The sequence below is a fragment of the Mesorhizobium sp. DCY119 genome, assembly GCF_003590645.1.
In the GTDB taxonomy this organism is placed as follows: Bacteria; Pseudomonadota; Alphaproteobacteria; order Rhizobiales; family Rhizobiaceae; genus Mesorhizobium_M.
On sequence record NZ_CP031834.1, the window covers coordinates 3,667,785 to 3,691,252 of the forward strand.

Below are 23,468 nucleotides of genomic sequence, written 5' to 3' on the forward strand. Positions count from 1 at the left end.
GCGGTCGATCCTGCCTGCGGATTTTATATTGATTGATCAGTCAATAAAAAATAATGTCCCGTCAGGAGTATCTCAAGTGCCCAAACTCGGAATGGAACCGCTGCGCCGCAAGGCGCTGATCGACGCGACGATCTCGGCGATCGGCGAGCGCGGTTCGCTAGACGTCACCATGTCGGAAATTGCCGGCCGCGCCGGCGTATCATCCGCGCTGGCGCATCATTATTTCGGCGCCAAGGACGAGCTTCTTCAGGCGACGATGCGGCACATCCTATCCGAACTGAACGCGGATGCGCGCACCGCATTGCGGCATGCTCGGGACGCCAGGGAACGCGTTCTGGCGATCATCGCGGTCAATTTCTCCGACAAGCAGTTCCAGCCCGAAATCATCGCTGCCTGGCTCGCCTTCTATGTCGAGGCGCAGAAGGCGCCCGCGCTGCGCCGCCTGCTGCGCATCTACGCGCGGCGGCTGCATTCCAACCTGATGAGTGGCCTGTCCGGGCTGATGGCGCGAAATGAAGCGGGGCACGTCGCAGAATCAATCGCCGCTCTGATCGACGGCCTCTACATTCGCCGGGCACTCAAGGACGGCACGCCCAACGCCGCAAGTGCTGTCGCCCTCGTCGAAGACTATCTCGAAACGAAACTTCTCCAGCACAAGAAGGCTTCATGACCGGTCGGCCCAACATCCTCATCATCATGGTCGACCAGTTGAACGGAACGCTGTTTCCGGATGGCCCGGCCGACTTTCTCCACGCGCCGCACCTGAAGGCGCTGGCCGCGCGCTCGGCCCGCTTCCGCAACAACTACACCGCCTCGCCGCTCTGCGCGCCGGGCCGCGCTTCGTTCATGAGCGGTCAGTTGCCGTCGCGCACCGAAGTCTACGACAACGCCGCCGAATTCGTCTCTTCGATCCCCACCTATGCCCATCATCTGCGCGCCGCCGGCTATCACACCTGCCTGTCGGGCAAGATGCATTTCGTCGGGCCGGACCAGATGCACGGCTTCGAGGGGCGCCTGACGACCGACATCTACCCCGCCGATTTCGGCTGGACGCCGGACTACCGCAAGCCGGGCGAACGCATCGACTGGTGGTATCACAATCTCGGTTCCGTCACCGGTGCGGGCGTCGCCGAGATCACCAACCAGATGGAATATGACGACGAGGTCGCCTTCCACGCGACCCAGAAGCTCTATGATCACGCCCGCACTTCGGACGACACCGACCGTCGCCCCTGGTGCCTGACCGCTTCGTTCACCCACCCGCATGACCCCTATGTCGCGCGGCGGAAGTATTGGGATCTTTACGAAAACTGCCCCGCGCTCGAGCCTGAAGTCGGTTTCATCCCGAGGAACGAGCAGGACGCCCACTCGCAACGGCTCTATCTCGCCAGCGACTACGACAGCTTCGACATAACGGCGGAGCAGGTGCGTCGCTCGCGCCAAGGCTATTTCGCCAACATTTCATATCTCGACGATAAGGTCGGCGAACTCATCTCCGTGCTCGAGCGCACGCGCATGCTGGACGACACCATCATCGTCTTCTGCTCCGACCATGGCGACATGCTCGGCGAGCGCGGCCTGTGGTTCAAGATGTGCTTCTTCGAAGGCGCGGCCCGCGTGCCGCTGATGATTGCCGGCAAGGGTATCACCCCCGGCCTGTTCAATGCACCCGTCTCCAATCTCGATATCTGCCCGACGCTGTGCGATCTCGTCGGCATCGACATGAGCGCGATCATGCCATGGACCGACGGCGAGTCGCTGCTGCCGCTGACGCATGGCGAAACCCGAACCGCGCCGGTTCTCATGGAATACGCCGCCGAAGGCTCCTACGCGCCGATGGTAGCGATCCGCGAGGGAGGCTACAAATTCATCCATTGCGAGATCGACCCGCCGCAACTGTTTGATCTTGAATCGGATCCGCTGGAGTTGACCAACCTCGCCGCCGATCCGGCTTATACGGAACCGGTCGCTGCCTTCATGGAAAAAGTCCGGGCGCGCTGGGACATGGCTGCCTTCGACGCCGCCGTTCGCCAGAGCCAGGCAAGGCGCTGGGTGATCTACCCGGCGCTGCGCAACGGTTCCTACTACCCGTGGGAATTCCAGCCGCTGCAAAAGGCGTCCGAGCGCTACATGCGCAACCACATGAACCTGGACATTCTGGAAGACCAGAAGCGTTTCCCGAGAGGCGAATGATGACGAAGGTATTTGTTCCGACGCTAGACCATCTGAAAAAGGCCTATGCCGTCACCTCGCAGGCGACGCAGATCACGCCACTTCTGGAATCGCGCTTTCTCGCCGAACAGACGGGTGCCGCGCGCGTCTTCGTCAAGCCGGAATCACTGCAATGGGCCGGCTCCTTCAAGGTGCGCGGCGCGTATTGGCGGCTAAAGCAGCTTTCGCAGGAAGAAGCCAAGCGCGGCGTGGTCGCCTATTCCTCCGGCAATTTCGCCCAAGGGCTGGCAGCGGCCGGTCAGGCCCTCGGCATTCCGGTGACCATCGTCATGCCGATCGATGCACCGGCAGCAAAGCGTGATGCGACCGCCGGCTATGGCGCCAAGGTGGTGCTGACCGACCATGGCGACCGCGCCCGCGAAGAGGTCGCCGCCGAACGCGCCCGGCAGATCGCCGGGGAGGAAAATCTCACCTTGCTGCATCCCTTCGACGATCCGGAAATCGTCGCTGGTCAGGCTGGTACCGGGCTCGAAGCGCTGGAGCAGCTTGCGGCCAAGGGCGTCAGCGCCGACCTGTTGTTCTGCTCCATCGGCGGCGGCGGGCTTATCGGCGGCGTGGCACTTGCCTTCCACTATCTGTCGCCGAAGACCGCCATCTATGGCGTGGAGCCTGAAGGCTTCAACGGCATGGGCACGTCGATCGACCATGGCACGATCGAAACCATGCCGCTCGGCGGAAAATCCATCTGCGACGGGTTGATGGCGCGCAAGCCGGGCGAGGCTCCCTTCGCGGCGATGAGCCAGGCCGGCATGCGCGGCATTACCGTCAACGATGCTTCGGTGCGCCGCGCCATGAAGACCGCTTTCGAGCGGCTGAAGCTGGTGCTCGAGCCCTCGGGTGCTGCCTCGCTCGCCGCCCTGCTTCACGGCGGCGTCGATGTAGCCGGCAAGACCGTTCTTGTTGTCGCCACCGGCGGCAATGTTTCCTTCAACGATTTCATGAAGCACACCGCAGATGCTTGAAGCAGATTTCGTCATCGTCGGCTCCGGTTCGGCCGGCTCGGCCATGGCCTACCGCCTGTCGGAGGACGGCAAGCACTCGGTCATCGTCATCGAATATGGCGGCACTGATTTCGGGCCGTTCATCCAGATGCCATCGGCGCTGTCGATCCCGATGAATATGAGCCGCTACGACTGGGGCTTTTCCAGCGAGCCGGAACCGCATCTCAACGGCCGCATACTGGCGACGCCGCGCGGCAAGGTCATGGGCGGTTCCTCCTCCATCAACGGCATGGTCTATGTACGTGGCCACGCCCATGATTTCGACCACTGGGCCGAGGAAGGTGCGAACGGCTGGAGCTATGCCGATGTCCTGCCCTACTTCAAGCGCATGGAAACTTCGCATGGCGGCGAGGACGGCTGGCGCGGCACGAGCGGGCCTCTCAACATCCAGCGCGGCCCGCGCAAGAACCCGCTCTATTCCGCCTTTGTCGAAGCCGGGCATCAGGCCGGTTTCGAGCTGACCGACGACTATAACGGCTCGAAGCAGGAGGGCTTTGGGGCCATGGAGCAGACCATCTTCGGCGGCCGGCGCTGGTCGGCTGCGAATGCCTATCTGCGCCCTGCCCTCAAGCGCAAAAACGTCAAACTGATCAACGGCTTCGCGCGAAAGATCGTCATAGAGAATCAACGCGCCGTCGGCGTCGAGATCGAAGCTCGCAAAAAGATTCAGGTGGTTAAAGCAAGACGCGAAGTGATCATTGCCGCGTCCTCGATCAATTCGCCCAAGCTACTGATGCTGTCGGGCATCGGGCCGGCCGCGCATCTCAGGCAACACGGCATCGAGGTGGTCGCGGATCGCCCCGGTGTCGGCCAGAACCTCCAGGACCATATGGAGCTCTATATCCAGCAGGAATCGACCCAGCCGATCACGCTCTATTCCGTGCTCAATCCCTTTTCCAAGGCGATAATCGGCGCGGAGTGGCTGTTCTTCAAGACCGGTCTCGGCGCCACCAATCACTTCGAGGCGGCCGCCTTCGTGCGCTCGAAAGCGGGCGTCGACTATCCCGACATCCAGTATCATTTCCTGCCCGGCGCCATCAGCTATGACGGTAAGTCGGCGGCAAAATCGCATGGCTTCCAGGCCCATGTCGGGCCGATGCGCTCGAAGTCGCGTGGCGCGATCACGCTGCGCTCCAGCGATCCATGGGCCACGCCCGAAATCCGTTTCAACTACATGTCCCACCCGGATGACTGGGAAGACTTCCGTCACTGCATCCGCCTTACGCGAGAGATCTTCGGCCAGGCCGCCTTCGATCCCTATCGCGGCAAGGAAATCTCGCCGGGCAGCCACGTCCAGACCGACGCGCAGCTTGACGACTTCATCCGCGAGCACGCCGAAAGCGCCTACCACCCCTGCGGCAGCTGCCGCATGGGCCGCGCAGACGACCCGCGCAGCGTGGTCGATCCGGAATGCCGCGTCATCGGCGTCGAGGGCCTGCGTGTGGCGGACTCCTCGATCTTCCCGCGCGTCACCAACGGCAATCTCAACGGCCCCTCGATCATGACCGGCGAAAAGGCTGCCGATCACATCCTTGGCCGCACCCCGCTTGCTCCGTCCAACCAGGAGCCATGGATCAACCCGCGCTGGCAGATTTCCGACCGCTGAGCCATAGATTGCATGATGCGCCTTGACCGGCCATGCTGATAAAGAATCCGGAGACGACAATGCGCGCACAGCCGAAAGCCTCGCACTACATCAATGGCCGTTTCGTCGACGACGAACGCGGTGCGCCGCTTCAGGTTGTCTACCCGGCAACGGGCGAGACGATAGCGACGCTGCATTCCGCAACGCCCAACATCGTTGAGCTGGCCATAGAGGCCGCGCGTGCCGCACAACCGGCCTGGGCGCGGCTGAAGCCGGTCGAACGCGGCCGCATCCTGCGCCGCGCCTCCGACTTATTGCGCGCCCGCAACGAGCAACTCGCAAAGCTCGAAACGCTCGACACCGGCAAGGCAATCCAGGAAACGCTGGTGGCCGACGCGCCTTCCGCTGCCGATTGCCTTGAATATTTCGGCGGCGCGATCGCTGCCTATAATGGCGAATTCGTCGATCTCGGCGGGCCGTTCGCCTATACGCGGCGCGAGGCGCTTGGCGTCTGCGTCGGCATCGGCGCCTGGAACTATCCGATCCAGATCGCCGGCTGGAAGTCCGCGCCTGCGCTCGCCATGGGCAACGCCATGGTGTTCAAGCCATCGGAAAACACGCCGCTCTCCGCGCTCGCCTTGGCCGAAATCTATACCGAAGCCGGCCTGCCGGACGGGCTGTTCAACGTCGTGCAGGGTTACGGCGATGTCGGCGCTGCCCTCGTCGAGCACGAGGTCGTCGCCAAGGTCTCGGTCACCGGTTCGGTGCCGACCGGCCGCAAGGTGCTGTCGCTTGCCGGCTCCAAGATGAAGCACGCGACGATGGAACTGGGCGGCAAATCGCCCCTTATCGTATTTGATGACGCCGACCTCGAAAATGCCATTGGTGGCGCGATGCTCGGCAATTTCTATTCGACTGGCCAGATCTGCTCCAACGGCACCCGCGTCTTTGTCCAGAAGGGCCTGCATGACCGGTTCGTGGACCGGCTGGTCGAGCGCACCAAGAAAATCCGCATCGGCGACCCGCTCGACCCGGAAACGCAGATGGGGCCGCTGGTCAACAAGGCGCAGCACGAGAAGGTTCTGGGCTATATCGAGATCGGCAAGCAGGACGGCGCGACGCTCGCTTGCGGTGGCGGTGTTCCATCGCTGCAAGGTTTTGAAGGCGGCTGCTTTGTCGAGCCGACCGTGTTCACCGGCGTGACGGATGACATGCGCATCGCCCGCGAGGAAATCTTCGGGCCTGTGATGAGCGTGCTTTCCTTCGACAGCGAGGAGGAAGCGATCGAGCGTGCCAATGCCACCGAGTTCGGGCTCGCAGCCGGCGTCTTCACCCGCGACCTGCAACGCGGGCATCGCGTTATTGGCGAGTTGCAGGCCGGCACCTGCTGGATCAACGCCTACAATCTCACGCCGGTGGAAATGCCCTTCGGCGGCGTCAAGCAATCCGGCATCGGCCGCGAGAACGCGCTCGCGGCACTCGGCCACTACTCGCAGATCAAGTCGGTCTATGTCGAGACCGGTAACGTCGAGAGCCCTTACTGAGGTTCAGTCTCTCTCCATCGTCATCCCGGGCGGAGCATAAGCGAAGCGAATGCGCAGACCCGGGACCCATGCCGGAACGTTGAAAGCATCACGACGCTTTAACTTTCTGCCGTGCTGTCCAGATACTGCATCAGCGCGCAGGTAAGATGATAGAAGATGCTGGCCGGCACGTCGGTGGCCAATGAGCGGCCGCGCTCGTCTATGCGGTCGATCCACAGGCCGAGCGGCGCTGGATCGATATGCCAGCGGAAAAGCCGCCCGACGCGCGCCTCTACCTCGGGCTTGAGGTCAGGTCCGCCACTGCCGTCGAGCGCGATTGCGGCCTTGATCGCTTCCGCCTGCGGCCAGCTTCGCGATACCTGATCGAGCGGCAAGCCTTGCCGCGACACGGCGCCATAGGCGAGCCCTGTCGAGCGATTGAGGCCATTGGCAATCGCGGAGGCATAAAGCTTTCTGGCATAGGCTGTCAGATCGTTACGCCCGCTTTTGACGGCATAATCCACCAGCAGCGAGGCCCATTCAAAATGATGGCCGGGCTCCGTCCATGTGCCCTGCTCGCCCGCTACAGGCCGCCATTCGTCATCGAAATATTCGCCCAGCGTCCAGCTATCGGCGTCGAAGAAGTGACCACGGAAGAGATCGATGATGCGCGCGGCACGCCTGAGATGGCCGCGGTCGCCCGTCGCCGTGTGCCAGGCAAGGAACGCTTCCAGCAGATGCATATGCGGGTTGGAGCGCCGCATGCCCTCGCCTTCCGCCGTCTCCAGAAAGCCGGTCAGCCTGTGGTCTTCCAGATGCTCGTCGATGAAAGCAAATGTCTCTTCGCCAAGCCGAAGTGCATCCGGATTGCCGCACATATGCGCATGGGCCAGCGCCAGGAGCACGCAGGAATGGTCATAGGCATCTTCGGTCGCATCGGCGACGCTGCCGTCGACATTCATGGTGCGCACCCAACCGCCGCGGTCGGTGCGCCCCCTGCCCGTCATGAAATCCAGGCCGTGCGTGATCAGTGCATCCGCCGGCCCGTCCCACCCGCGCGCCTTGGCAACCGCGAAGGCATAGACCTGGCGCGCCATGGTGCGCATGCGCTTCGGCTTCATCAGCGGCGTGGCGTTGAAGGCCAGTGCCTCGTGAAAGCCGCCATGCAGCTCATCGACGCCGACGGTCGACCATAGCGGCAAAGTCTCCTCAAACAGCCAGTGATGCACACGCCGCCGCCACGCGCCGCTCACCACGACGCGATCGGCCGACGGCGTGAATTTGGTCTCGAGCCTGCCGCTCTTCTCCAGCTGCTCGACGATCTTCTTGACGTTCTGGCTACGGCTGACAGGCGCGACGAAGGTTGCGTCGGCAGTCGCCACGATGGCGACATCCTTCAGCCCGATCGCCGACAGCAGGCGGCCCTCGCTGCGGATATAGGAATTCTGGCAATCGATGGCGACGACATCGCCGACGATGACATTTCCGTCCATGTCCGAAGGGCTGACATCCAGCAGCGATTGCCAGGAGCCAAGATCGTTCCAGCGGAAGCTGGCAGGCACCATGGCGATATCCGTCGCATGCTCCATGATTGCATAGTCGATCGAGATCGATGGAACCTTCTCGTAGAGTTCGAGCGGCAGATAAAGGCCGGAAAGATCGTTCGTGGCTGCAAGGAATGCCTCCTCGGCCGCCGCCCAGATCTGCGGCTGGAACTTCCTGAACGCATCCCGCATGGCGCTGGCGCGAAACAGGAAGATGCCGGTGTTCCAGAAGAAATTCCCAGCAGACAGATAGGTCTTTGCCGTCTCCAGATCAGGCTTTTCGACAAAGCGCGAGACATCGACAACGCCTTGCCCTCTGGCTGCAACCTCGATGTAACCATAGCCGGTTTCCGGCTGGGTGGGCCGAACGCCGAACACGACCAAGCGCCCGTCCTTGGCCGCGGGAACACCCCGCTCGATGGTGTCCCAGAACTGTTTCTCGGTGGAAATCTCATGATCGGAGGGCACGACCAGCACGATACCATCGCCGAAAGCGGCAAGCGTTTGCAACGATGCGGTCGCGACAGCTGCCGCGGTGTTGCGCCCGGTCGGTTCGAAAATCGCCGTTCCACCAGCGAGCCCGATGGAACCGGCGTCTGCATGCACGCGCGTGGCATGGCGTTCCGACGCGATCAGGAAGACAGGCGCCTCCCCTGCAGGCCGCGCCTTCAGGCGGCGCAAGGTCTTGACCAGCATGGAGCCATCGCCTGACAGGTCGTGAAACTGTTTCGGATTGTCCTCGCGCGACAGCGGCCATAGGCGCGAACCGACGCCGCCGCTCATCACGAAACTGACGATCCGTTCTGTCATGCCTGTCTCGCGATTCGGTTCATCATCCCTCGCCCGCGTCAGGACCGCGAAGCGTTGCCTTGATTGTCACAGACGCCCTCCCTTATGCAACTGCTCAGTTTTTCCGCCATGACAAAAGGCTTGCCGCGGTCCGGCCGGTGACAAATGCGGGACCGACGCAATCTGTGAAGACCGAACATTTGCAACGATCTTGCTTCTGCCGCATTGAACAGTCAGGGCAAGGGTGGGGCTTTCGACGGAGAGGTGAATTATGGAACTTCGTAAAATTACTGTGGTTGCAGCAGCGCTTGCCGCAATGACGCTTGCGGGCTGCGCCACCAGCGAGCAGCAGCAGCGCGCGGGAACCGGCGCACTGATCGGCGGTGCTGGCGGCGCACTGGTCGGCCAGGCCATAGGCGGCAACACGCGCAGCACGGTCGCGGGCGCGGCCGGCGGTGCACTGCTCGGCGCAGCAGTCGGTACCTTGACCACGCCATCCTCATCCGCGCCGCAGCGTCGCGGCCAGGATATGTGCCGCTACCGCGCCGGCGACGGCAGCGTCTACACGGCACCTTGCGACGACCGCTACTACAACGGCAACTACTAATGCCATCCCGCCCGGCGGGCATTCGTCTCGCCGGGCCTTCTATCCAGAAACGATCTGCCCGTGAGGCTTTTGCGCCGCTTTAGCCTCTCTGATCGTTTGTCGACTTTTTTTCTTTGCATCGCCTGGATTTGGCCCTTGCGCTGCCAGAGCGAAAACAATAGAGAAACCAGCGAACTGGGGACGGAGTGTAGCGCAGCCTGGTAGCGCACCTGCTTCGGGAGCAGGGGGTCGCAGGTTCGAATCCTGCCACTCCGACCAGTTATTTCCCGAAATTCCCGATCTGAAAACGCTGCAGCCGCTTCACAAACGCGCCAACGCCTGGCGGTTTTCGTCTGGAAATTCCCCTGCCCGCAATCTCACCATCCTCCGGCCCTTCCATATGGCTTCGATCTGAGCGTCGCAGGCCGGGGTGCGTCGTTCATGTCACAGTTAGGCTGAATGCGACATTTTGCACATCTCCTATGCACGAATTTCAATTGTCGAATCATTGGGCAGGTCATATGTTTGGGTTGCTGGTGATCGACCTCCTCCCCGAAAGCCAGCATCAATGCAGTGCACCTCCTCCCGCGCTGCATCTTAAATAGAGCCCGCCGCACCTCCTCCCGCGGCGGGCTTTTTTTCTGCCCTTTCGAAAACGTGATCGCAGCTGCTGCTGACTTCAAACACCGCTCGCGGTTATGATGCCGCATGATCACGAACGCCCATCAGTGTCGCGCAGTTTTGATTGCGGTTTTCGCCGCCATGCCGTATGCGGCTGCGGCGGAAGACGCCCATCCGCTCCCGGGCGTCTCGCAGCCGGAACCGATCGTTCAGGATCTCAAGCCTGAGCCGAATGGCGTGCCGGCAACACCGGGCACGTTCAAGGTCGGCAACTTCGACGTCAAAATCTCAGGCAGCGTCATTGTCGACGTCGGCGTCAATGTCAGAAAGCCGCCGAGATAATTTCCCCCGATCGGATGATCGGGGTGCGTTGGGCTCAAACCAAACCCTTCAGCTTGCGATACGGAACTTCTTCACATCGATCGCCGCGGCCATCAGCGTCTGCGTATAGGCTTCACGCGGGTTGTCGAAAATGTCGTCGGTCAGCCCTTCCTCGACGATCTGCCCCTGCTTCATGACGATGATATAGTCAGCCATGGCGCGAACGACGGCCAGATCGTGGCTGATGAACAGGTAAGACAGTTCATGGTCGGCCTGGAGCTTGCGCAAGAGATCGACGATCTGCTTCTGCACGGAACGGTCCAGCGCCGAGGTTGGCTCGTCCAGAACAACGACCTTCGGCTTGAGAATCATGGCGCGGGCAATGGCAATGCGTTGGCGCTGGCCGCCTGAAAACTCATGCGCATAACGATTGCGCATATTCGGATCGAGACCGACTTCCAGCAACGCCTCGACCGCGCGCGCGTCGCGCTTTTTGGAAGACAGCGACGGTTCGTGGACAAGCAATCCCTCGGTTATCACCTGCCCGATCGTCATGCGCGGCGACAGCGAGCCGAATGGATCCTGAAACACCAATTGCAGTTCGCGCCGCAGCGGACGCATCGCCTCACGATCCACGCCCGATATTTCACGCGCGCCGAAGCGGATCGAGCCCTCACTCGGCAGGAGGCGCAGCAGCGCCCGCCCGAGCGTTGACTTGCCCGAGCCGGATTCGCCGACGATGCCGATCGTCTGGCCACGCTTCAAAGCAAGGGAAATGCGATCGACGGCTTTCAGAAACAATGGTGGGCCGGCCAGAAACCCACCACCAATCTTGAAGCTCACCTCGACATTGCGGCCTTCGAGCAGAACCGGGGCGCCGGCGGGCGGCGCAGCCTTCCTGCCGGTCGGCTCGGCTGCGAGCAGCATCTTGGTATAGGGATGCGCGGGTGCGGAAAACAGCGCTTCCGTCACGCCCTCCTCAACGATTTCGCCGTATCGCATGACATAAACGCGATCGGCAAAGCGCCGCACGATGCCGAGGTCGTGGGTGATGAAAACAATGGCCATGCCGAATTTGCGCTGCAGTTCGGCCAGAAGCGTCAGGATCTGCGCCTGCACCGTCACGTCGAGCGCCGTCGTCGGCTCATCGGCGATCAGTATGTCCGGATCGTTGGCGAGCGCCATGGCGATCATCACGCGCTGGCGCTGGCCGCCCGACATTTCGTAGGGGTAGGATTTCAGGCGGCGTTCCGGATCAGGTATTTTCACCAGTTCGAGCAGCCGTAGCGCCTCCTTGCGCGCTTCGGCCTTGCCCAGCTTGCGATGACGCCGGATCGGTTCCATCAATTGGTTGCCGATGGTGTAAAGCGGATCGAGCGAGGTCATCGGCTCCTGGAAGATCATCGTGATCTTGCGGCCGCGCACATCGTTCAGGGCTGACTTGTCCAGGGCAAGCAGATTGCGCCCACGATAGTCGACCGCACCTGTCGCCTCGCCATTGGAAGCGAGCAGGCTCATCGCCGCCATCATGGTCTGGCTCTTGCCGGAACCGGATTCACCGACGATGGCGACGGTTTCGCCGGCATTGACGTGAAGATTGATACCTTTCACGGCATCGACCTGACCATCCAGCGTGCGGAAGCGCACGCGCAGGTCCTTGACGGCAAGTATGGGTTGGGAAGTGGTCATCGGCTCACCGGTCCTTCGGATCGAGCGCGTCGCGCAGGCCGTCGCCGACGAAATTCAGGGCAAACAGCGTGGAAACAAGGAAGAAGGCGGGAAACAGCAGCAGCCAGTTGGCCGTGCCGATATTCTTCGCCCCCGCCGAAATGAGAACGCCCCAGCTCGTCATCGGCTCCTGAACGCCAAGCCCTAGAAAGGACAGGAAGCTCTCCAGGATGATGACCTGCGGCACGAGCAGCGTCATGTAGATGACGACGACGCCAAGCAGGTTCGGCACGATGTGGCGTTGCAGGATGCCACGCCTCGTCACGCCGAGCGCCTCGGCGGCCTGCACATATTCCTGCCTTCGGATGGATAGCGCCTGGCCGCGCACGATGCGCGCCATGTCGAGCCACAGCACCGCCCCCACAGCGAGGAACATCAGCACGAAGTTTCGCCCGAAGAACACCACCAACATGATGACGAAAAAGATGAACGGCAGCGAGTAGAGCACATCGACGATGCGCATCATGACCTCATCGATCTTGCCGCCGGCAAAGCCGGCGGTCGCGCCATAGAGCACGCCGATGGCCACCGCCACCACGCCCGCCAGCAGGCCGATGGCCAATGAAACACGCCCGCCCATCAGGGTGCGCGACAGCAGGTCTCGGCCGGTATTGTCCGTGCCGAACAGGAAATATTGCTGCTTGACCGTAGCGCTCAGCACCATCTTCAATCCGTCGGGTGACTTGCTCTCGACCTTGGCATTGTCGAACGTGTCGGAGCGGTCGATGTAACGAGTGTTGCGCTCGTCGATTTCCTTCGACGACGTCACGGTCACGTAAACCTGCTCACCCTCCTGATGCCACTCTTCCACGTCCACGCGCATGCGTTTGACGGTATCGCGCAGTGCCGTCTCGATCATTTCGGGCTTGGGATAGGCCGAAAAGCTCGGCGGCGTGCGCACGTAGTCGGCATAGATCGTGGTGTATTGGTGCGGCACGAAATACGGGCCGAACACGCAGATGATCGCCATGAAGATCAGGTAGTAAAGGCTGACCATCGACGCCTTGTTCGACTTCAGGCGCGCCCAGGCATCACCCCAGAAGGAGCGACCGACGATCGGCGCAGGTGCGACAGCAGCTATCTCAGTCATAGCGCACCCTCGGATCGACGACGGCGTAGAGAATGTCGACGATCAGGTTGAACAGGATGGTGAAGATGGCGATCACCACGACCGTGCCCATCACCAGAGTATAGTCGCGATTGAGCGCTGCATCGACGAAATAGCGGCCAACGCCCGGAATAGCGAAAATCGTCTCCACGATGATCGAGCCCGTCAGCAACGCAGCCGCCGCCGGCCCGGCATAGGATACGATGGGAAGCAGCGCGCCACGCAGCGCATGCTTGACCACAATCGACCAGTCGGAAAGGCCCAGCGCGCGCGCCGTTCGGATATGATGCGAGCGCAGGGACTCGATCATCGAACCGCGCATCAGACGCGCAACGATGGCGATCTGCGGCAGCGCAAGCGTCAGGACAGGACCGATCTTGTTGATCAAGGCGCCGTCGCCCCAGCCGCCGATCGGCAGCAGTTTCCAGGTCAGCCCGAACAGAAGCTGGATAACCGGCGCGATAACGAATGTCGGGATGGTGCTGCCGGCGGTCGCCGTTGCGATGACGGCGTAGTCGCCCGCCTTGTTCTGGTTCAGCGCCGCTATGATGCCGAGCGTGCTGCCTATCAGCAGAGCCAGGGTCAGCGCGGAAGCACCGAGCTGGATGGAAATGGGCAGGCCTTTGGCGAAGAGTTCACCGACGGTGAAGTCAGGCAGGTTGTAGCTCGGGCCAAAATTGCCGTGCAGCAGGTTCTGGAGATAGTGCCAATATTGCAGCCAGAGCGGATCGCCCAGACCGAACTGGGCTTCGAGATTGGCTTTGACTTCCGGGCTCAGGCCCCGCTCCTGGTTGAACGGGCCGCCGGGCGCGACGCGTATCAGGAAAAACGCCAGGGTGACGATGACGAATAGCGTCGGTATGGCGGTTAGAAGCCGCCTGAAGACATAGAGCAGCATGGTGTTCCCCGCTGTCACTGAAAAGCTGAAGCCGCCGCTTCCCCAGGCGGGAAGCGGCGGGTCGGCTGTGGCGGGACTATTCCTTGCTGATGAAACGCGACGGATGCCGATCCATCACATTGTCCTCGAAGCCTGCGAGCTTCGGCGACACGATGTTGTGGTAGTTGTAGTAGAGCAGCGGGATGTTGCCGACATCATCGACCAACACCTTTTCCGCTTCGCTCAGCAGCTTGAAGCGTTCCTCGGGCTTGCCGCCTGCAGCGGTTGCCGCATTCATCAACTCTTCGAATTTCGGGCTGTCGTAATCCGAGTAGTTGTGGCCATCGGCCTTGCGCGAGATTTCGAGGAAGGTCTCCGGATCGTTGTAGTCGGCGATCCAGCCGGCGCGCGCCACGTCGAAGTCACCCTTCTGCTCCAGGTGCCCGTAGTGTGTCTTGGTGTCGGTGTTGAGCAGCGTCACCTCGATACCGAGCGGCTTGAGCTGCTCCTGGATGGCGACCGCCGTGTTCTTGTGGTTTTCCGACGTGTTGTAGCGGATTTCCATCTTCAGCGGCTTGTCCGGGCCGTAGCCGAGCTTCTCAAGGATCTTCTTGGCCGCGTCCTCGCGGTCGATCTGCGATTCTTCAGCGAAAGCGGCTGGCGAGGTCGTGTAGCCTTCGATGCCTGAAGGCACCATCGAATAGGCCGGAGCCATGGAGTTGCTCCACACCTTCTCGGCGAGGAAATCACGGTCGATGGCCATGGAAACGGCGTTGCGCAGCTCGACATTGTCCCACGGCGCCTTGCTGGTCTTGATCGCGTAGTAGTAGGTACCGAGATACGGCGCGACGCGGACCTGATCGCCGAACTTTGCCTTCAGGTCGGTGAGCTGTTCGGTGGGCAGATCGTCATAGCTGTCGAGTTCGCCAGCCTCGTAGCGCTTCATCGCCGATGACCGGTCTTCGGTCGGGATGTAGTTGACGACGTCGATCTTGACGTTGGCGGCGTCGTAGAACTTCGGGTTCTTGACCAGCTTGATATGGTCGTTCGGAACCCACTCGGCCAGCGTGTAGGCGCCGTTGGAAACGAGATTGCCCGGCTTAACCCAATCGGCACCGAACTTTTCGATCGCCGCCTTGCTGACGGGGTATGTCGACTGGTGGGTCAACACCTCGAGGAAGTATGGCGTCGGCGCGACCAGGGTGATCTCGAGCGTGTTGGCGTCGATTGCCTTCACGCCAAGTTCTTCCGGCTTCATCTTGCCGGCATTCACTTCCTTGGCGTTCTTCACCTTCTGCAGCATCGAGGCGTATTCAGCCGCAGTCTTCGGATCCTGAAGACGCTGGAATGCGTAGACGAAATCCTCGGCCGTCACCGGGCTGCCGTCCGACCACGTTGCGCCGCTGCGCAGCTTGAATGTGTAGACGGTGCCGTCATCCGACACGGTCCAGCTCTCGGCTGCACCTGGGATGACCTCCGACTTCGCATCTTCCGTCACCAGGCCCAGGAACATGTCGCGCAGAACGTGGGCTTCATAAACGGTCGAGGTCTTGTGCGGATCCAGCGATTCCGGCTCGGCGGCACTGCCGCGGTTATAAACAACCTCGGCCAAGGAGGGGGCTATCATCATGCCGCCCGCCATCGACAGGCTTACGGCAAATACCGTCGCCTTCAGAAATTTCTTCAGCATCTTCGTCACTCCCAGAATGTCGTCGCCCCTCAGCGTCGACAAATTGCCAGTTAAGCCCCAAGGCAGAACTCGTTCCCGCCTCGTTGAGCGAGCCAGCGGTCTCTTCGGCCGCCGTTCTGGGAGCTGACACTAGCGACGGAGTAATTTTATTTCAACAGGCTCTGAGGGTCACCCAAAGGAAGGTCGCAAGAAGTCGCCGCACGTGGTCACGGGCCCTGCAAGTGCAACAAAACGTTTGCCGATGAAGAATTGTTCTCCCAAAAAAAGTCACAGGACTTAACCGTTCCTTAAACAACCATAGGTTACATTACAGAAGTTGAAATATAGCAATGTCCCACAGCTTTCGATGGTGAATGGCGTGGACGACAATAAAGAACTATCACAGGCACGGGCTCACATCAGATTGAGTCTGCTGCGAGACCGGAAGGGGACTTCGGCGGTCGAATTCGCCCTCCTCGCTCCCATCTTCATCATGCTTTTTCTTGGCATGGCCGCGTATGGCATATACTTCGGGGCCAGCCATTCCGTTCAGCAACTTGCCGCCGATGCGGCCCGTACAGCGATCGCTGGATTGAACGCCACAGAGCGCAGCACGCTCGCCACAAACTTCATTCGCCTCAATGCGTCCGGCTATCCCTTCGTCGATCCCAAAAAGGTGACCGTCAACACCCGTGATAGCGCTGCTGACGGCAGTCAGTTCGTGGTGGCGGTGCAATATGACGCAAGCACCCTGCCAATCTGGAAGTTGTTCAAAGGTCTGCCACTGCCCGGCATGACCATTTCCCGTCAATCGACAATCCGCGTCGGGGGGATCTGATGCAATACTGCGCGCAGGTACGAAAAATATTTTTTGGAAAAAGTTTTTGTTCGAGTATTTCAGGAAATATCGCCATTATGACTGCGCTAACCATGCCGGTTGCGGTGGTTATAGCGGCCGTTGCCATCGACGAAGCTTCTTTGTATTCTGAGCGCCGCGAAGCGCAATCTCTGGTTGATATCGCTGCAATTACAGCGGCTGCCAATCTCTCGAAGGCAGAAGCCGCCGTCACCGCCACCTTTCGCGACAACGGCATCACCGACATTGTCGTCGGCAGCGTCAGCACGCAACCACCCGCAGGGGTCAACGGCATCAAGCCAACTGTTACGATAACGCCCGGCCGCTATGTTGCCAACGCGTCGGCGGCGGTTGGAACACGCTTTCAGGCAGGCACGCAGCCCTACAATGCAGTCAAAGTCACATTCAAGAAAACCGGCGCACGCTATTTCGCCGGCGCACTCATTGCGCCACCGACTATTGCCACACAGGCAATAGCCGGAACCAAGACGGAAGCGGCGTTCTCCGTCGGCTCGCGGCTGGCGTCTCTCGATGGCGGTGTCCTCAACTCCTTGTTGACCGGACTTGTCGGCGGCAATGTGAATTTGAGCCTCATGGATTACAATGCGCTACTCAGTGCCGACGTCAGCGTTTTCTCATTCCTGGATTCGCTGGCGACAAAATTGAACATCAAGGCCGGCACCTATTCGGATGTACTGAATTCAACCGCGACCGTTGGCCAAATCGTCTCTGCGATGGCCGCTATTCCCGGCCAGCAGAATGCCGCGAAAGTTGCTCTCGAGAAGATCGCCGGAGTGGCTTCCGCCAACGTGACGGTACCGTTGAAGAAAGTTTTGGGCCTTGGTTCGGCGGCCAGCCTGGGGCTTGGCCAAAGACCGGCAGGCCTTTCTGCAGATGTCAACGTCCTGCAGATGCTGACGGCCGGCCTGGTCATGGCCGATGGAAAGAAGCAACTGGGTCTAGATCTCAACGTCAGCGTGCTTGGCCTGGCATCCGCCAAATTGGACATGGCTATCGGTGAACCGCCACAATCTTCTCCATGGTATACCATTGGCGAAACCGGCGCAGTCGTTCGTACTGCCCAAACACGCATCAAGTTGATAATCGGTATTGGCGGAGGGCTGGAACCCCTTGTAGGTCAGCTCATCACCCTTCCCATCTATGCCGACCTCGCCTATGCGGAAGCAAGCCTAACAGAGATCAGTTGTCCAACGGGACCAGACAGCCGTCGCGTCAAGATTGCGGCCCGACCAGGCGTCGCTGAAATCCGGATTGCCGACATCAGCAGCGCGGCAATGCAGGATTTCCGTACCAAGCCGAAAGGCGACAAAACGAAAGTGGTGAGTTTGCAGGTGCTCTTCGTAGGGCTTGTCAGCATTTGGGTCGAGGCGCGCGCCGCAATCGACAACCAAAACGTCACCACGCTCACCTTCACCAATCAACAGATCAAGGATCGGGCCATTCAGAAGGTCTCGACACGCGATCTCACCACATCTCTTGTCAAATCGCTGCTCGGCGATTTGAAACTGGAAGCCAGGTTGCTTGATATTATCCCGGTCGGAGTGCCCACCGGTGTAACGAAATCACTCGGTGACACACTCGGTGCCGTTACGCCCGGATTGGACACTTTGCTTTACAATGTGCTGACGATGCTTGGCGTCCGCGTTGGAGAGGCAGACGTGCAAGTCAACGGCGCGACCTGCGGACGCTCAGTGCTGGTGCAATAAAGGCCTAATCCAATCGCCCGACGAAAGCACCTAGCGCCGGCAGGGAGACGCCACCGGCGTCAAGCCTTGCCTGCGAACCGGGAAGCGCCAGTGCCGTCACCGCTCCGAGTTCCGCCGGCAGTTTCCACACCGCCGGCCCTTCCGCAAAATTGACCACGCACAGCAGTTTCTCGTTTCCTGCTTCGCGCAGGAAAGCCAGGACGTCGCCCTCGGCATCGAGGAACTCTATGCTGCCGCTGGCAAGCGTCGGATGCTCGCGCCGGAATGCCAGAACGGCGCGGTAGTGCGCCAGCACCGAAGATGCTGCACGTTCCTGCACGTCGACTGCCCGTTCACGATGGCTTTCCGGCACCGGCAGCCACGGCTTTCCCGAGGAAAAGCCTGCATTGGTCGCGGCTGATTCCCAAACCATCGGCGTGCGACAGCCATCCCGGCCCTTGAAACCAGGCCAGAAGCGGATGCCATAGGGATCGCGCAGATCCTCGAAGGCGATATCCGCCTCCTCAAGCCCAAGCTCCTCGCCCTGATAGAGGCAGATCGAGCCGCGCAGGCAGGAGAGCAGTGCTATGGCGAACTTCGCGACAGCATCGGTATCGCCGCCAGGCTTGGTCCAGCGCGAAATGTGGCGGGGGACATCGTGGTTGGAAAAAGCCCAGCAGACCCAGCCGTCCTTCACGGCATTTTCGAAAGCAAGCACGCTCTTCTCCACATGCTCGGCCGAGAACTCAGGGCTGAGCAGGTCGAAGGTGTAGCACATCTGCAGCTTGTCGCCGCCGCCGGTATAGGCTGCCACCGTCTGCAGCGAGCGCGTGCCATCGCCCACCTCGCCGACAGCGGCGCGGCCGCCATATTCGTCCAGCAGCGCGCGAAAACGCTTCAGGAATTCGAGGTTTTCCGGCTGCGTCTTGTCATGGAGATGATCCTGATAGCCGTAGGGGTTGGTGTCGGGAATGTCGGTGACGACGCCCTGCGGCATCGGCGGGTTGTCGCGCAGCAGCTTGTCGTGGACATAAAAATTCACCGTATCCAGCCGGAAACCGTCGACACCGCGCTTCAGCCAGAAGCGAACCGTCTCCAGCAGCGCCGCCTGCACATCCGGGTTGTGGAAATTGAGGTCGGGCTGCGAAGCGAGGAAATTGTGCAGGTAATATTGCCGGCGCGTAGAGTCCCACTCCCAGGCCGGCCCGCCGAAAATCGACAGCCAGTTGTTGGGCGCGGTTCCGTCCGGCCTGGCGTCGGCCCAGACATACCAATCGGCCTTCGGATTGTCCCGGCTCGCACGGCTTTCGACAAACCATGGATGCCGGTCGGACGAATGCGACAGCACCTGGTCGATGATGATCTTCAGGCCATGACTGTGCGCCTCGTCGATCAGCGCATCGAAATCCGCGATGGTGCCGAACATCGGATCGACCGCGCAATAGTCGGAGACGTCATAGCCCATATCGGCCATGGGCGATTTGAAGAACGGCGACAGCCAGATCGCATCGACGCCGAGCGAGGCGATGTAGGGGATGCGCTGCGTGATGCCTTTCAGGTCGCCGCTGCCGTCGCCGGTCGTGTCCTGAAAGGAGCGCGGATAGACCTGATAGACAACGCAACCGCGCCACCAATCGGTATTGACCGTGCCTGTCATCCGCAACTCCTCTGAAAAAACTTAGGAAATGTCGACCTTTATTTCATCGACAAACACCAGCGAGCGCCCGCTGACAAGCAGGCCGTTTTCCACAACACGAATATCATTCGACGACGGCAATGGGCACCATTGGAAACCGTCGCGCGCAGGCAGCGAAAATGTGGTCGCGCGGCGATCGCGGTTGATCAGTATTGCAATACGAGTCGAATTTTCATCACCCTGACCGAGCACCATGGTCAATCGCCGGCGCTCCGGGTCGCTCCAACTGTGCTCATCGAGTTCGTCCCCGTTCTCGGCAAGCCAATGGACATCGGGAATCTCTGAACCGGATGCTGGCTTTCCGGTCAGAAAATTGATCCGGCGCAAGCCGGGATGCGTTTTGCGCAACATGGCGAGCGCCGCAGCGTAATCTTCAAGCGCGATGTCGCGTCCTGCCCAATCGAGCCAGGTTATCTCGTTGTCTTGAGCATAAGCGTTGTTGTTGCCGCGCTGGGTGCGGCCGAATTCGTCGCCAGCGGTCAGCATGATGGTGCCGCGCGAGGCGAACAGGGTAGCGAGCAGAGCGCGCAAATCGTGCCGGCGCTGCTCGATTATCTTCGGGTCCTCGGTCGTACCCTCGACCCCGTTGTTCCACGACAAATTCTCGTTGTGGCCGTCGCGGTTCCGTTCGCCATTGGCCTCGTTGTGCTTGCGCTCATAGGCGGTCAGGTCGGCCAGTGTCATGCCGTCATGGGCGGCGATGAAATTGACGCTGCTGGTTTGCGCGCCCGAGAACACATCGGAAGACCCAGCCAGCCGCGTCGCCAGCGCGCCGATCATGCCGCGATCGCCACGCCAGAAACGGCGGATATCGTCGCGGTATTTGTCGTTCCATTCGAGAAAGGGCGGCTTGAAGTTTCCGAGCTGGTAGCCGCCCGGCCCGATATCCCACGGCTCGGCGATCATCACCCGGTCGGCCAGTTCGGCGTCTTCGTTCATGGCCTTGAGCAAAGGCGCATCGGCGTCAAAACCGCTTTCCGTCCGTCCGAGGATGGGGGCAAGATCGAAACGAAAACCATCGACGCCGGCATGGCGGACGAAATGGCGGAGCGTATCGAGAACCATTTCCTGAACGATGGGGCGGTCGCAGGCCAGAGTGTTTCCCGTACCGGTATCGTTCACCAGCCGGCCATCGGATTCATGCCGGTAGTAGGTCTGATTATCCAGCCCGCGCAGCGACAGTGTAGGGCCAAACTCATCGCTCTCGCCGGTGTGGTTGAAGACGAGATCGAGGATGACCCCGATGCCTGCCTCGCGCAACGCAGCCACCGTTTCGCGCAGTTCTGCGATGCCACCGGGCGCAAGGCGCGGGTCGAGCGCCATGAAGGTCACCGGATTGTAGCCCCACGCATTACTGAGTCCGAGCGGCGGCAGGTGGCGCTCGTCGATCCAGGCCGTGATCGGCATCAACTCCACCGCGCCGACACCAAGCTTTTGCAAATGTTTAACAATCGCGGGATGGGCGAGTGCTGCAATCGTGCCACGCTGCTCCTTGGGGATTTCCGGGTGCAGCATGGTGAAGGCGCGAACCGGGACTTCGTAGATCAGGCCACCCGGTTTGAAGACCGGTGAATGGGGCGAAACCGGCTCGGGCAGAGCCGTTGCCACGGCCTTCGGCATCAGCGAGGCCGTATCGCCGCCCTCGCCTCGCCGCGCCGAAAGCCGTTGGTCGAAGACATAGGGCCTGTCGATAGCGACCGCATAAGGGTCCATCAGCAGCTTGTCAGGATCGAACCACAGGCCTTGTTCCGGCGCATAGTCTCCATCAGCGCGGAAGCCGTAGCGCGTGCCGGATTTCTGGCCGGGCAGGAAAACGGAATGGACGCCGTCGCCCTGCGGTTCAAGCTCGATGCGCTGCAGTTCCCGCGCACCATCCTCGTCGAAGATCGACACCCAGACGCGCCGCGCAGCGCCCGACCACACGGAAAAGCGAATGCCGTCCGTGCCTATATCGGCGCCGAAACGCGGCGCCGGACGGTTCAAATCCGCTGATCCCATCAGGTGATGACGCTCGGCCCCTTACGCCCCGTATGCGCGCGAATGCCCGCGATATCATCCGCGGCACCGAGCAGATCGGCAAGCGCCTCCTGCGTGTCGAGATCATGACGCTTCGGATCAGGCTCATAGCGCTCGACATAGAGCCTGAGCGTCGCGCCCGAGGTGCCTGTGCCCGACAGGCGAATTACCGCGCGCGAGCCGCCTTCGAACAGGATGCGGATGCCCTGGTTCTTGCTGACCGAGCCGTCGACTGGATCGTGATAGGCAAAATCGTCGGCCTTCTCGATCTTCAGGCCGCGCACCGTCGTTCCGGGCAGGCTCGCCAGCTTGGCGCGCAACTCGTCCACCAGCGCATTGGCCTTGTCGGACTCGACCTCTTCATAGTCATGGCGCGAATAATAGTTCCGGCCATAGGTCGCCCAGTGCTTGGTGGCGATCTCCTTGGCGCTCTCACCGCGGACCGCCAGAATGTTCAGCCACAGCAGGACCGCCCACAGCCCGTCCTTTTCGCGCACATGGTCGGAGCCGGTGCCTGCACTTTCCTCGCCGCAGATCGTCGCCATGCCGACATCGAGCAGATTGCCGAAGAACTTCCAGCCGGTCGGCGTCTCATACATGCCGACGCCGAGCTTTTCGGCAACGCGGTCGGCCGCACCGCTGGTCGGCATGGAGCGCGCGATGCCTTTCAGACCCGCCTTGTAGCCCGGCGCCAGATGCGCATTGGCCGCCAGCATGGCGAGCGAATCCGAAGGCGTGATGAAGATGCCCTTGCCGATGATCAGGTTGCGGTCGCCGTCGCCATCGGAAGCCGCGCCGAAATCGGGCGCGTCAGGCCCCATCATCTCATCATAGAGATGCTTGGCGTGAACGAGGTTGGGGTCGGGGTGATGTCCGCCGAAATCGGGCAGCGGATGATAGTTGCGCGCTGTGTGGTCGGGCGCGCCAAGGCGCTTTTCCAGTATTTCCTTGGCGTAGGGCCCGGTCACGGCATGCATGGCGTCGAAGCGCATGCGGAAGCCGGACTTGAACAGTTTGCGGATCGCATCGAAATCGAACAGCGTTTCCATCAGCTCGGCATAGTCGGCGACGGGATCGATGACCTCGACAATCATCCCCGCTGCATCAGACTTGCCGATCGTGTCGATATCGACCTTGCCGATATCGGCGATGAGAAAGCGCGAGATCGTCTTCGACTTCTCAAAGATCGCGTCGGTGATCTTTTCGGGTGCCGGGCCGCCATTGCCGATATTGTATTTGATGCCGAAATCCTCGTGCGGGCCGCCGGGATTGTGGCTGGCCGACAGGATCAACCCGCCGAATGCTTTGTATTTACGGATGACGTGCGAGGCGGCCGGCGTCGACAGGATACCGCCCTGCCCGACCATAACCTTGCCGAAGCCGTTGGCAGCGGCCATGGCAATCGCCGTCTGGATGACCTCGCGGTTGAAGTAGCGGCCGTCACCGCCGATCACCAGCGTCTTGCCCTGAAACCCTTCCAGCGAATCGAACACCGACTGGATGAAATTCTCGGCATAATGCGGCTGCTGGAACACCGGCACCTTCTTGCGCAGGCCGGATGTGCCGGGTTTCTGGTCGGCGAAAGGTTTTGTCGCGACAGTTGTCGTCAT

17 protein-coding genes and 1 tRNA gene are annotated in these 23,468 nt (G+C 61.1%); 10 read left to right on the plus strand and 8 right to left on the minus strand.

Features of this window, described 5'->3' with window-relative positions; genetic code table 11:
• The first annotated feature begins 76 nt into the window (after positions 1-76).
• From betI to betB, 5 genes are read left to right on the plus strand one after another with little or no spacing between them, the layout of a single operon-like run.
• A complete protein-coding gene (betI, locus tag DZG07_RS17870) occupies positions 77-670 on the plus strand; it encodes a transcriptional regulator BetI (RefSeq protein WP_119819227.1) in 594 nt (197 codons plus the stop codon).
• Positions 667-2,193: a choline-sulfatase gene (gene betC, locus DZG07_RS17875; protein WP_119819230.1), complete on the plus strand. Its 1,527-nt coding sequence runs from the start codon at positions 667-669 to the stop codon at positions 2,191-2,193. Before betI ends, betC begins: the two co-directional genes overlap by 4 nt.
• The gene (locus tag DZG07_RS17880) at positions 2,190-3,194 is read left to right on the plus strand and encodes a threonine/serine dehydratase (protein ID WP_162931645.1); all 1,005 of its coding nucleotides are present in this window, start codon (positions 2,190-2,192) and stop codon (positions 3,192-3,194) included. The genes betC and DZG07_RS17880 overlap by 4 nt, the downstream gene beginning before the upstream one ends.
• Positions 3,187-4,839 carry a choline dehydrogenase gene (gene betA, locus DZG07_RS17885; RefSeq protein WP_119819232.1) on the plus strand — a complete coding sequence of 551 codons (1,653 nt, stop codon included), beginning with the start codon at positions 3,187-3,189 and terminating at the stop codon, positions 4,837-4,839. Before DZG07_RS17880 ends, betA begins: the two co-directional genes overlap by 8 nt.
• 59 nt (positions 4,840-4,898) lie before the next feature.
• Complete coding sequence (gene betB, locus DZG07_RS17890; RefSeq protein ID WP_091913844.1) at positions 4,899-6,362, plus strand: betaine-aldehyde dehydrogenase; 1,464 nt, start codon at positions 4,899-4,901, stop codon at positions 6,360-6,362.
• Between the two features lie 98 nt (positions 6,363-6,460).
• Here the strand turns inward: betB and DZG07_RS17895 are convergent, their stop codons facing one another.
• Positions 6,461-8,695 carry a mannose-1-phosphate guanylyltransferase/mannose-6-phosphate isomerase gene (locus DZG07_RS17895; RefSeq protein WP_119819235.1) on the minus strand — a complete coding sequence of 745 codons (2,235 nt, stop codon included), beginning with the start codon at positions 8,693-8,695 and terminating at the stop codon, positions 6,461-6,463.
• Between the two features lie 250 nt (positions 8,696-8,945).
• On the opposite strand from DZG07_RS17895, the gene DZG07_RS17900 reads away from it, so the two are divergent.
• The 3 genes from DZG07_RS17900 (at position 8,946) to DZG07_RS17910 (ending at position 10,223) form a co-directional block, all read left to right on the plus strand.
• The gene (locus DZG07_RS17900) at positions 8,946-9,281 is read left to right on the plus strand and encodes a glycine zipper 2TM domain-containing protein (RefSeq protein WP_091913842.1); all 336 of its coding nucleotides are present in this window, start codon (positions 8,946-8,948) and stop codon (positions 9,279-9,281) included.
• 181 nt (positions 9,282-9,462) lie between these two features.
• Positions 9,463-9,539 (plus strand) — tRNA-Pro (locus DZG07_RS17905).
• Positions 9,540-10,022: 483 nt separating this feature from the next.
• Positions 10,023-10,223 carry a hypothetical protein gene (locus tag DZG07_RS17910; protein ID WP_245429511.1) on the plus strand — a complete coding sequence of 67 codons (201 nt, stop codon included), beginning with the start codon at positions 10,023-10,025 and terminating at the stop codon, positions 10,221-10,223.
• A 48-nt stretch (positions 10,224-10,271) separates the two neighbouring features.
• Here the strand turns inward: DZG07_RS17910 and DZG07_RS17915 are convergent, their stop codons facing one another.
• The 4 genes from DZG07_RS17915 to DZG07_RS17930 all read right to left on the minus strand — a co-directional run bounded on the left by DZG07_RS17915 (position 10,272) and on the right by DZG07_RS17930 (position 15,605).
• Positions 10,272-11,891 (minus strand): ABC transporter ATP-binding protein, encoded by a 1,620-nt coding sequence (locus tag DZG07_RS17915; protein ID WP_119819241.1) that lies wholly within the window; start codon positions 11,889-11,891, stop codon positions 10,272-10,274.
• A 4-nt stretch (positions 11,892-11,895) separates the two neighbouring features.
• Positions 11,896-13,020: an ABC transporter permease subunit gene (locus tag DZG07_RS17920; protein ID WP_091913840.1), complete on the minus strand. Its 1,125-nt coding sequence runs from the start codon at positions 13,018-13,020 to the stop codon at positions 11,896-11,898.
• Positions 13,013-13,936, minus strand: a complete 924-nt coding sequence (locus tag DZG07_RS17925) for an ABC transporter permease subunit (protein WP_119819244.1) — start codon at positions 13,934-13,936, stop codon at positions 13,013-13,015. Before DZG07_RS17925 ends, DZG07_RS17920 begins: the two co-directional genes overlap by 8 nt.
• Before the next feature lie 76 nt (positions 13,937-14,012).
• Positions 14,013-15,605, minus strand: a complete 1,593-nt coding sequence (locus DZG07_RS17930; RefSeq protein ID WP_119821856.1) for a peptide ABC transporter substrate-binding protein — start codon at positions 15,603-15,605, stop codon at positions 14,013-14,015.
• Between the two features lie 403 nt (positions 15,606-16,008).
• Here DZG07_RS17930 and DZG07_RS17935 point away from each other — a divergent pair, with 403 nt between their 5' ends.
• Together DZG07_RS17935 and DZG07_RS17940 are read left to right on the plus strand one after the other, a co-directional pair.
• On the plus strand, positions 16,009-16,422 hold the full coding sequence (locus DZG07_RS17935; protein WP_245429652.1) for a TadE/TadG family type IV pilus assembly protein: 414 nt from the start codon (positions 16,009-16,011) through the stop codon (positions 16,420-16,422).
• A complete protein-coding gene (locus tag DZG07_RS17940) occupies positions 16,422-18,167 on the plus strand; it encodes a TadG family pilus assembly protein (RefSeq protein ID WP_119819249.1) in 1,746 nt (581 codons plus the stop codon). Before DZG07_RS17935 ends, DZG07_RS17940 begins: the two co-directional genes overlap by 1 nt.
• A 4-nt stretch (positions 18,168-18,171) precedes the next feature.
• On the opposite strand, the gene DZG07_RS17945 is transcribed toward DZG07_RS17940, so the two are convergent.
• The 3 genes from DZG07_RS17945 to DZG07_RS17955 are packed head-to-tail and all read right to left on the minus strand — an operon-like array spanning position 18,172 to position 23,468.
• On the minus strand, positions 18,172-19,803 hold the full coding sequence (locus DZG07_RS17945; RefSeq protein ID WP_119819252.1) for an alpha-glucosidase family protein: 1,632 nt from the start codon (positions 19,801-19,803) through the stop codon (positions 18,172-18,174).
• Between the two features lie 21 nt (positions 19,804-19,824).
• Positions 19,825-21,825: a glycogen debranching protein GlgX gene (glgX, locus tag DZG07_RS17950; protein WP_162931646.1), complete on the minus strand. Its 2,001-nt coding sequence runs from the start codon at positions 21,823-21,825 to the stop codon at positions 19,825-19,827.
• A gap of 14 nt (positions 21,826-21,839) precedes the next feature.
• Entirely contained in the window at positions 21,840-23,468 is a 1,629-nt protein-coding gene (locus tag DZG07_RS17955; RefSeq protein ID WP_119819257.1) for an alpha-D-glucose phosphate-specific phosphoglucomutase, read from the minus strand.